10 protein-coding genes are annotated in these 9,609 nt (G+C 45.6%); 9 read left to right on the forward strand and 1 reads right to left on the reverse strand.

Going from position 1 to position 9,609, the window contains the following annotated elements:
* The first annotated feature begins 29 nt into the window (after window positions 1–29).
* The 5 genes from CDI09_RS17865 (at window position 30) to CDI09_RS17870 (ending at window position 5,899) form a co-directional block, all read left to right on the forward strand.
* Complete coding sequence (locus CDI09_RS17865; RefSeq protein ID WP_146220907.1) at window positions 30–1,652, forward strand: hypothetical protein; 1,623 nt, start codon at window positions 30–32, stop codon at window positions 1,650–1,652.
* Window positions 1,653–1,666: 14 nt separating this feature from the next.
* Window positions 1,667–2,050: a phage tail tube protein gene (locus CDI09_RS14830; protein WP_078528657.1), complete on the forward strand. Its 384-nt coding sequence runs from the start codon at window positions 1,667–1,669 to the stop codon at window positions 2,048–2,050.
* Window positions 2,051–2,643: 593 nt separating this feature from the next.
* Entirely contained in the window at window positions 2,644–3,735 is a 1,092-nt protein-coding gene (locus CDI09_RS14835; protein WP_078528655.1) for a baseplate J/gp47 family protein, read from the forward strand.
* A gap of 12 nt (window positions 3,736–3,747) precedes the next feature.
* On the forward strand, window positions 3,748–4,299 hold the full coding sequence (locus CDI09_RS14840) for a putative phage tail protein (RefSeq protein ID WP_078528699.1): 552 nt from the start codon (window positions 3,748–3,750) through the stop codon (window positions 4,297–4,299).
* 22 nt (window positions 4,300–4,321) lie between these two features.
* On the forward strand, window positions 4,322–5,899 hold the full coding sequence (locus CDI09_RS17870) for a glycine-rich domain-containing protein (RefSeq protein WP_146220908.1): 1,578 nt from the start codon (window positions 4,322–4,324) through the stop codon (window positions 5,897–5,899).
* A 61-nt stretch (window positions 5,900–5,960) separates the two neighbouring features.
* On the opposite strand, the gene CDI09_RS17875 is transcribed toward CDI09_RS17870, so the two are convergent.
* A complete protein-coding gene (locus CDI09_RS17875; RefSeq protein WP_170120503.1) occupies window positions 5,961–6,419 on the reverse strand; it encodes a hypothetical protein in 459 nt (152 codons plus the stop codon).
* A gap of 326 nt (window positions 6,420–6,745) precedes the next feature.
* Between CDI09_RS17875 and CDI09_RS14845 the strand changes: the two genes are divergently transcribed.
* The 4 genes from CDI09_RS14845 to CDI09_RS14860 all read left to right on the forward strand — a co-directional run bounded on the left by CDI09_RS14845 (window position 6,746) and on the right by CDI09_RS14860 (window position 9,295).
* Window positions 6,746–6,985: a BrnA antitoxin family protein gene (locus CDI09_RS14845; protein ID WP_236944721.1), complete on the forward strand. Its 240-nt coding sequence runs from the start codon at window positions 6,746–6,748 to the stop codon at window positions 6,983–6,985.
* A gap of 248 nt (window positions 6,986–7,233) precedes the next feature.
* Window positions 7,234–7,722: a hypothetical protein gene (locus CDI09_RS14850; protein ID WP_078528687.1), complete on the forward strand. Its 489-nt coding sequence runs from the start codon at window positions 7,234–7,236 to the stop codon at window positions 7,720–7,722.
* 67 nt (window positions 7,723–7,789) lie between these two features.
* A complete protein-coding gene (locus tag CDI09_RS14855) occupies window positions 7,790–8,230 on the forward strand; it encodes a hypothetical protein (RefSeq protein ID WP_078528646.1) in 441 nt (146 codons plus the stop codon).
* An 882-nt stretch (window positions 8,231–9,112) separates the two neighbouring features.
* A complete protein-coding gene (locus tag CDI09_RS14860; protein WP_078528680.1) occupies window positions 9,113–9,295 on the forward strand; it encodes a hypothetical protein in 183 nt (60 codons plus the stop codon).
* Window positions 9,296–9,609 lie beyond the last annotated feature (314 nt).

Here is a 9,609-nt window from a genome sequence, read left to right on the forward strand (position 1 = left end):
CTCATTACACAAAAGGATTTTCAAAATACATGGTAGATATAGCCTCAGATTTTATAATTCCAGGGACATTTGTAACAATCAACGGAACAGGGACCACTACCAACGCTTCTAACGCTGTTGTTATTATGGCAGTTAATAGCGCACTTACAGATGGTTCTGGTGTTACATTCAACATTACAAGTACTGACGCCATCACTTTTAAGCCTGCTTCACTAACTCTTAATGTTGGCGGAACGGGATATGTAGTAGGTGATGTTGTCACTGTTTTGAACGTTGGAACAGCAACAGTTAAGACTGTTGATGCAAATGGCGTGATAACAGCAATCACACCTAGCCTTTACACACAAGCTCTTGTTTCAGACATGACCGCAACAGGGATTGATGGCACTGGCGGAAAGGGAACAGGCGCAACCTTTAATGCGACTTCCACAAAGATTGATAGCTACGCAATCAACGGCGTTTCAGTCAACAACGCAGGATCAGGGTACCACCTTGGCGACAAGTTCACTGTAAGCAATGCCACCATCACCGTTACAGGCTTGAACGCCAACACAGGCGTTAATGCTGTTTCATTCACAACAGATGGCACAGGGCTATCCAGCGATCCAGCAGCAACTGGCGTATCCCCAACAGCAACAGACACCATTGATGGACCTGTAAACACACTCACATACGCAGGATCACTTGCCAACGTCCAGTCAATTTTCGGGGTTTCCGCTGACATTACAAGAGCATATGACAGATACATTGACGTTGATAGCGTAACACCTGTCTACTTGATTACATGCGCAAGCAGCAGTGTTTCCGACATACAAACAGCTTTAAACGCTATACAGGAAACACCTTTCACCGTTCTAGCCACTACATTTAGTGATAGTGACCAGATCCTGGCCATCAAGACATTTTTTGATGCCAGATATAACTATGCATCAGAACTTTATGGTATCCACGTTTCAGCAAGAACAGACACAGCTACTAACCTTCTCTCTTACGGGGCAACCGTCAATTCCGAATATTCCACTGTCGTAGGCTTTGCGCCAGGTTCAGTGGATGATGACGTTGTGAAAATGGCCGCTGTAGCTGCCGTAATCGCGCCAAGCATCGCAGCAGATCCATCTGCACCTATCCAGCTTTTGGCCGTGGATGTTGCTCCATCTGGAAACGGATTCAGCATCACAGAGCGTAATTCGATCTTCAATGCCGGTGTAGCAATCACCAAGGAAGATTCAGCGGGCGATGTGTACCTTGAAAGATCAAGAACCACTTATCAAACCAACGCTGCTGGAACTCCAGACGACACATACCAAGACACTGAAACACTTCCAACAGTGGCCGTATGTTCCGAAACCTTTAGAAACGACTGCAACACAGCATTCTTTGATACAGGCATGAAGATTGTTGATTCCGCTACATTGGCTTCAAATGGTGGTTCAATAACAAACAAGAACGTTGTTACTACAGCAGGTATCAAAGCACAGCTTATTTCAACATACAACACATTGATAAACTCTGGCCTTTGCCAAGATGCAGCAACCTTCAACAGCAATGTTTCAGTTGTATTGAAATCAAAAGGCGTAGTGGCAGTTTATTGCCCAATTACACTTGTTGAGCAACTAAGACAAATCCAAATCAACATAGATTTTAGCTTCTAAGGAGACACATTTTAATGGCAGCAATTCAAACTACACAGTCACAAGGTGTATCGGAGTTTTCTATAAACTCCATCCCTTATGACGTTATTGAAAACGTTACATGGAACGTCACAACCATTGTAAAGAACAGACAAACATCACTTATGGGCGTTGAGAACGTCACATCATACGAGCCAACAGCAGCAAAGATAACCGTCACAATCCGTTGGTTAGCTGGCGTGGCTCCAAGTGCGATTTTAAATGATTCAGGGCTTACAGTTCAATTCCTAACAAGAAACGGGCTGCAAGTTATTGGACATGATTGTTTCGTGCAGGAAGTGGTAACACAAGACCCCGTTCAACTCACAAGTGAACTTGTGTTCTCATGCGCAAGCATTGACGAGGTTATAAGCAACTAAAGAGAGGAGCGATTATGCTCCTCTCTTTAGTTACAAATGCAGTTACGTTTTTTTTGAGAAATGTAACTGAGTTACAGAAAATGTAACTGGAAGTGATTTTTACCGCGTTGTTACTGTCCATTCGTAACTGAAAACGTAACTGAGTTACGTTTTTTTTGGCAAACGTAACTGCATTTGTAACTGGAAAAATGGCGGTTTTCCGCCATTTTTTAGCTCTCAGTTACAAAATTACGTTTTTTTTCATCTTCATCATACTTTTATATTTTAGGGTTTTTTCGTGGTTTTAAACGAAGATGAAAAAAAACGTAATTTTGTAACTGGAAGGGCTTCGCCCTTTTTAAAGTGGAGATCCATTCCCTTTTAAAGCGGAGCTTCGCTCCGCGCCATGTCTTGTATCCAGTTTTATATTAGGAATATGTCCAAACGGGAAAACGGGGTTTTTTCTCCCATAGCGCAAATATGCCCGTTTTCGGCGCTTTTTTCGAGTATGCCGTAATTTCCCGTTTGGAAACCCGTTTTACCAGAGATCCATTCCCTTTAAAAAAGCTACTCGTTTGTAAATACTCCAATAGCAAAATTGGAGTATTTCACACATGTATGAACTACAAACATATGAACAGATATTAACTACAGTTGTAAATTACGTAGAGACAGAAACAGGGCAAAAACTACTGCCAACAAGTCCGTTGATGATCTTGGCAACAACCCTTGCGAAGATGATCTACGCACAACAGGGATATAACGAATACATAGCGGAGCAAGGGGTTCCATTCACCGCCACAGATTTAACCCTTGAAGCCTGGGGAACCCTCAAATCCATAACAAGGAAGCCAGCGGCTTACGCCACTGGAAACGTCACATTCACAGGCTCCAACACCACCACAATCATACCAGCGCACACTGTCCTATCACGCACAGATGGAACGCAATACACCACCGACACCGCAACGGCGATCAACAGCCCCGTCAACATCACAGCCGTTGATGCTGGCACAGCAGGGAATTGCGTATCAGGAACCGTCCTTACCCTCAACTCCGCATATGCGGGCATTGATGGCACTGTAACCCTCACAAACGATATAACCAGCGGCACAGACGTTGAGACGGATACGGACCTTAGAACCCGCGTCATAGATGCCTTTCAGGAACGCCCTAGCGGTGGATCTGTTGCGGACCACGTAACATGGGCCTTGGCCGCGCCTGGCGTTACTCAAGCGTGGTGTATGGCTTCGCCTTTGGCGGGGAGTGAAGTGGTGGTCTATGTGATGATGGATCGTACCAACACATACCTTGGATATCCACAAGGGACAGATGGCGCAGCGATAGGCGAAACACGTTGGACGACCGCTACCGGGGATCAACTTACCGTTGCGAACTCCATGTATGGCAACAAACCTGTTGGGGAGATCATGATTGTATGCTCTCCAATGAAGACCCCTATTGATATTGAAATAGAGGGCTTAACCAACATCACTTCCGCCGAAGAAACAGCGATACAGGCAGCAATCACTACCTTGTTCCATAATTCAGGAACACCTTTAGGAACAACAATATACCTAACATCCATCATTGCTGCTATTCAAACAGCGACAAACTATACAAACTTCACATTAAAATCACCATCAGCAAATATAGTTACTACTCAAGGCGAGCTTCCAGAAGTGGGGACGATCACATATTCATAAGGATAATTTCATATGACAATATTACAAAATTATAAGCAAAATGAATATGCGCAAGGACTCAAGAATCTACTTCCAACAGGATTTGCATGGCCTAAAGATGAAGCATCATTACTAAACCAAATTGCTCAAGGATTTTCATATGCGTTTCAAGACATGGACATATTGAGTTGTGAGACCATAGACGAGGTTTTTCCCGGCACTTCCACAGTGCTGTTGCCCATATGGCAGAAAACGTTGGGGATCTGCGATGCTCCAACGGACATACAGGAGCAACGCAATCAAGTTGTAGCGTTGCTCACGGCAACCGGAGCAATATCTAATAGCTACTTTATTAACTTTGCAAAGCAACTTGGATATACCCTAACGATAATCGAGTACGGGGGAATAATATCTGGCATATATAGATGTGGGGACAGCGTAGGAACATGCCAAGATTATAGTTACGAATTTGATGTTACTTTTGTTGTACATGGAACTAATGACTATACGATATTGCAAAACACGTTTGCAGCTATTTTACCGCCGTATGTCCGTATCTACTACATATCTGACATAAATAGCTAAAACATATTTTAAAGGAAAATGGATGAAAACACTTACATTTAACAATCCAGATCCCGCAACAGGATCACCGGGAACGCTTGTTACTACAGATTGGTTTCAAAACGTAAATGACGAAATCATTTTGGTTATCACGGAAGCGGGAATTACACCTGTATCAACGGACCATACACAGCTTAATCAGGCACTACAGAAGGTGTATGCGCCTTTGAACTCCCCAAACCTCACTGGAACGCCGACAACAACCACACCACCAGATGGTGATGATTCACAGAAGATTTGTAACACCGCATGGGTAAACTCTGTCATCACAGCGGGCAAACTTGGATATACCCCTGTTCGCCAGGGTGGAGTATCTGACCAAGGTTCAGATACTGTTTATATTGGAAATGCCACCGATGGATCGGGGCTGAAAGCCACGGTCAACACTGATGACTTGGGAAACTTTGCTTTTGAATCATGGGTTAAAGGCAATTATCTTAACCTTACTGGTGGCAATATCACTGGAACATTAACCCTAAAGGGCACGTCTATTGCCACTGTAAACACGGTTAATGATGCTGAAACTGATATAAAAAACTGGACTGAAGAAAACTATCTTCAGCTAACTGATACAACAACTCAGACCGTGACCGGCCCTGTGGCGTTCACAGGCAATATGTCCAATTCAGGTGCCGCCGGAACAAACAGGCAGATCGTATTTGAAACCTCTGGACTCGCGCGTTTTGCGGTCGGCATTGATGGTGATGCCGAGAGCGGTGCGAACGAAGGCAGTAATTTATACATCTCGCGATTTGACGATGAAGGGAGTTTCATTGACGACCCGCTGGGTATCAACCGCGAAACAGGCACTGTTGAGGTCAACTCTTCAATCACCGTGCCTGACGCGGCATCTTCGCAAAACCCCGTCACCCTCGGCCAGTTACAAGCAAAGAAGTTCATTGCCAATGCACTGATTGGCGTTACGTCAATCACATCCAGCCTCACATTCACCCGAAACGCCGCGACAAAATGGCTGCACATCCGCGCATGCGGTGGTGGCGGCGGGGGTGGGGGTGCTCCTTGGACCGATGGAAATAATCAAGCGTCTGCTGGTGGCGGATTCTCTGGACAGTATATAGAGCTTTGGATCACCGCCGCTGACTTTGGTGCTTCGGTGGACATCGTAATCGGCGCTGGTGGTACGGCCCCCTCGAACGGAAACGGTGATCCTGGCGGGACTACCACAATAGGCTCACTGGTTACGCTACTTGGCGGGGGTGGCGGTTTTGGCGGGTCATGGGGATCTGTCGGAGAAATCCTCCCGCAATACTCAACGGATACCCCTCCCGTTCCAGCCAAAGGGATCGTGGTGCTTTCCCGTCCAACAACGGCCGGACGATCGCCAATGATTACGTTCAGTAAATCTAACGGGAAATCCGGAGATGGAGGAGATACCCCTCTTGGAACCGGCGGCCCCGGCACGGATCTGGCAGGTGCGGGTATCGATGGCACTGGTTACGGTTCTGGGGGCGGCGGCGCAAGCGTGGGATACAATCAGTCCGTAGGACAGGCGGGCGGCCTAGGAATGCCCGGCGTGGTGATTATTGAGGAATATACCTGATATAATTTCTTAATATGCTTTCAAACAAAAAGGCCAGTGACAATATCACTGGCCTTTTTTATTATTCATTATCAAGAAGTGTTTCTTGATATTCTTTTGATTCTTTCTTGGCTGCTGCCCGTTCTTTTTTAGCCTGATATTCAGGATCAGAAGCATTTCGTAACTTGCTGGCTTGGCGTTCAGCTATCATTTCTGAAGATACTTTTGAAAGTATCTCATCAAGTTCGCCACTTTCAGCAACAGAAATTAGATTATCATAAAACTTTAAAAGAGCTTGATAATTTGTTCCAACTCGAAGTGCTGCCTTATCATCTGTTTGTGTTGATAAAATCTTTATTTTCTTAACCGAATAACGAACAAACGTATATGCGTTTTTACCTTCCACCTTATACCACTTTTTGCCAATAAGTGGTTCACCTTCTGGTTTCATATCATATTTCACAAGATCAATCTGTTTCTTAACCGCGTTAATAAAGTTTTCACGCTGGGAAGTTTTCACAACTGAACTTGTATTCAACACAACGCTGTTATCAACAGGTTTATAAGGGAAAAGGGGGAGTATTTCTCCCCCTTTCCCAGATATGTCCCTTTTCAGAACTATCTATTATTCTTCCTATTATGACGTAATATCAAGCATCCATTATGATATGACATAAAAAAAGGGACATACATCATGATGTATGTCCCTTTTTTTATGAAGGTTCGCAATGAGCGACAGCCGAAGCATAGCACAACCTACAGGTGTGGAAAGATACAAATACAAAAAGCTACAAAGATTTTGTAACACATTTAACGTGCTACAAAAAAAATGTTGACGGCAGGATGGGAAGACAGCAAGCTAGGGACATGGCAAACGATTCTAGCACTTCCCTGCCTGACCTGTCTGATGCCGCCAAGCCGAAACTCGGCAAAGCGAAGCGTGGAAGGCCGCGCAAGGAGAACCCCAAGGCACACGTATCATTACGTGTGGATGCGGACGTGTTGGAAGCATTAAAGAGCACGGGGCCGGGGTGGCAAACGTTTATCAACGACGTGCTGCGCAAGGCTCTATCTAATCGTCATGGTGGCGTTGTTCGCCAGGCATGAAAAGAAAATAGGCCGGAGCAATGAAGCCCCGGCCTATTTTATGGAGATAGGAATGATATAGCGCACCCCTAAACGCTTGGCTTGATCGTGTTACCAGCACTTTCAAACCAGAGCCAAAAACAATCATCCCCCTCAGGATAATTAGGCATTCAAGGCTTAGTGCTCAAAAGAGCAAGGCATCATTCATAAAGAACGAGGCTTATGGCTTGTATATCAAGCCATGCCTTGTCATTCAAGGCTTTTATCTAATGACAACCCGTTCACTTTATACAAAGCAGCAATCTAATGATGTTGTTGCGACAATCTTTGACGCTTTTGATAATGGGTCGATAACCCTCCATATGAAGCAGGCGCTCATTAACCTGTTCCAGATACTCAAGAGCGGTAACAACTCCCCTACTCAGCGCCATGTGGCTAACAAGGCTAGGATCAGCTTACGGACGGTCTCAGAGGCAATCCGCGTGGCCAAAGCCCTTGGCCTGGTCCTGGTGGTGCCGCAATATGAGATTGTGAAGGGCCGTCCGCGTCGTCTCGCAAACCGCTATGTTTTCAATGCGTTAAAGGAACTGCCAGAGGGTATCTCCTATAAACGCAAAAGATGCGCACCATATACGAAACCATATATAAAAGAGTATAATTCACCTGTGGATAACTCTGGAATTGTAACCCCGACCATGCGTGATAGGGTGCTTGGGAAGCTGCTGGCGGTAATGCGTGAGGATGGTATGCGCGTTTAATAACATATTCGCATACCACATATTAAAAACGCGCATTGGTTTAGGCAAATGACAGGAGACGTGCGCCATGACGGATCTTTACAAACAGGTGTTAGACCTGTTCAAGCCGAACAGGTTTAAAGTTGCTATTGAAGCAAAGGAACTGTTTGTAAGGCCAGTGGTCCAATTGCCACCAGAGGTCCAGATAGAAGGCATGGAGAAGGTCAATTTTATCTCTGATAGAGATGAACAGACCATGACGTTTTCGGACTTCATGAAGCGCAAAGGGAAATACCCTTTCCCTATCGCCTTGTCGCATTCGCCTGGTGGTATAGAGGACTTTGAGACCACCTTCTCAGTTGATTATCACCCTGACGGCTCTGTGACGCTCTATTGCGTGCCGATGCTGATAGAGGGCAAGACACGCTACGTTCACCAGATCCCCGAGGGCATACGCGTGCCTGGCCTTGGTCTGATTGAGGAAGACGGAAATCTAGTGGACTTTATCGAGGATATGGAAACGTTTTAAGATGATTCATCATGAAAATCTAAAATATCAACAATCAAACACTTCGTGAACAAAAATCCCTAGAGAAACCCGATTCAGGGTATGTGGATATTTTGTTGGCATAATTGATAATTACGCGACGTTTGAAACACGTTTTGTTCACGGGTGAAGATGTTATCACCCATAACGGCATTCCCACGGATCAAGACGTAAAAAGAAGGGCGATTATCCCTTTTTGTGCCGAAACCAGATTACCCCTATGGCGATACCAAGAGCCAAGATCATCGGGTTTATGATCTGAAACATATTCAATGAATGTAACGCTTTGCGAGAAACAGAGCCAAGCCACCCAAGGCAACAAGGATCATTGGAGAAATCAGCGCATAAATCTGTATGAAGGTCATGCGGTCCCCTCGCCTGGCGAAGTCACATAAAGAAGGCGGCCTTTATGACCGCCCTCCCCTGTCATTTTTTCGGCAGCAGGAACGCCAAGCTACAGACGCCCAACATAAGCAAGGGAGCGCCGATGTAGGCGTAAAACTCATATCCTGTCATTTCAGCCTCCTTAAAAACTTTCGGGCCTCAAGATGTAGGATAGCACCTATTACGACCCAACACACGCTAAACCATAATGGTGTATGTCCTGTTATAATCGGGGTAAGGCCACCCGTAACAACGCATGATACCGCGATGGCGTTCATGGCATTTGCGGTGAGCTTGGTTTGCTCATTGTTTACTAAGTCACTCATTCAAGGTTTGCCTCCTTTCCTATGGGAATTTGTAAGCTCCACCCACGCAAAGAGCAACAACAAAATACATGTAGCTACACATATAACGAGCATTGACTACATATAGCTACATATATAGAAAGGGCATAGCAACCGAGATCGAGGATGTAACCCGATGCCTGTTTCCCTGCGCGACAAGATCCACGGATACGAGACAGAGACCCTTAAAGACGTTGCCCGCAAATGCGACGGCAAGGATCAAGATCAACGCCTTGTTCGTGGCCTGGTGTTGGACGAACTGGAGAAGCGTTTAGGTGCCGAATACGTAGACGCATTCATGTGTGAAATTGGAATGTAGCCACATCAAGCACTGGCTACACAAAGATAGTGCTACCTACAAAGTTCAGGACATACCCCAATGCGTGAAAACTTCTACAGGTGCCCCGATTGCCATGAAGAATGGGCAGAGCCTTGGGAATGTGAGGTTGATGAAGATTGCGCGCATTGCGGCACTCGTCGCATCACACCTTACAAGAGCCTGCCAATGCGCGAAGGCTTCACATTCGACACATAATACCAACCGTTGATTGCTATAACCTATGAGCCCAATTGCGCAGTCCGATTGACATGATGCGCCATGGTTGATCGACGAGCTGGTTCCAGGCATGGCAG

The organism is Komagataeibacter nataicola, assembly GCF_003207795.1.
In the GTDB taxonomy this organism is placed as follows: Bacteria; Pseudomonadota; Alphaproteobacteria; order Acetobacterales; family Acetobacteraceae; genus Komagataeibacter; species Komagataeibacter nataicola.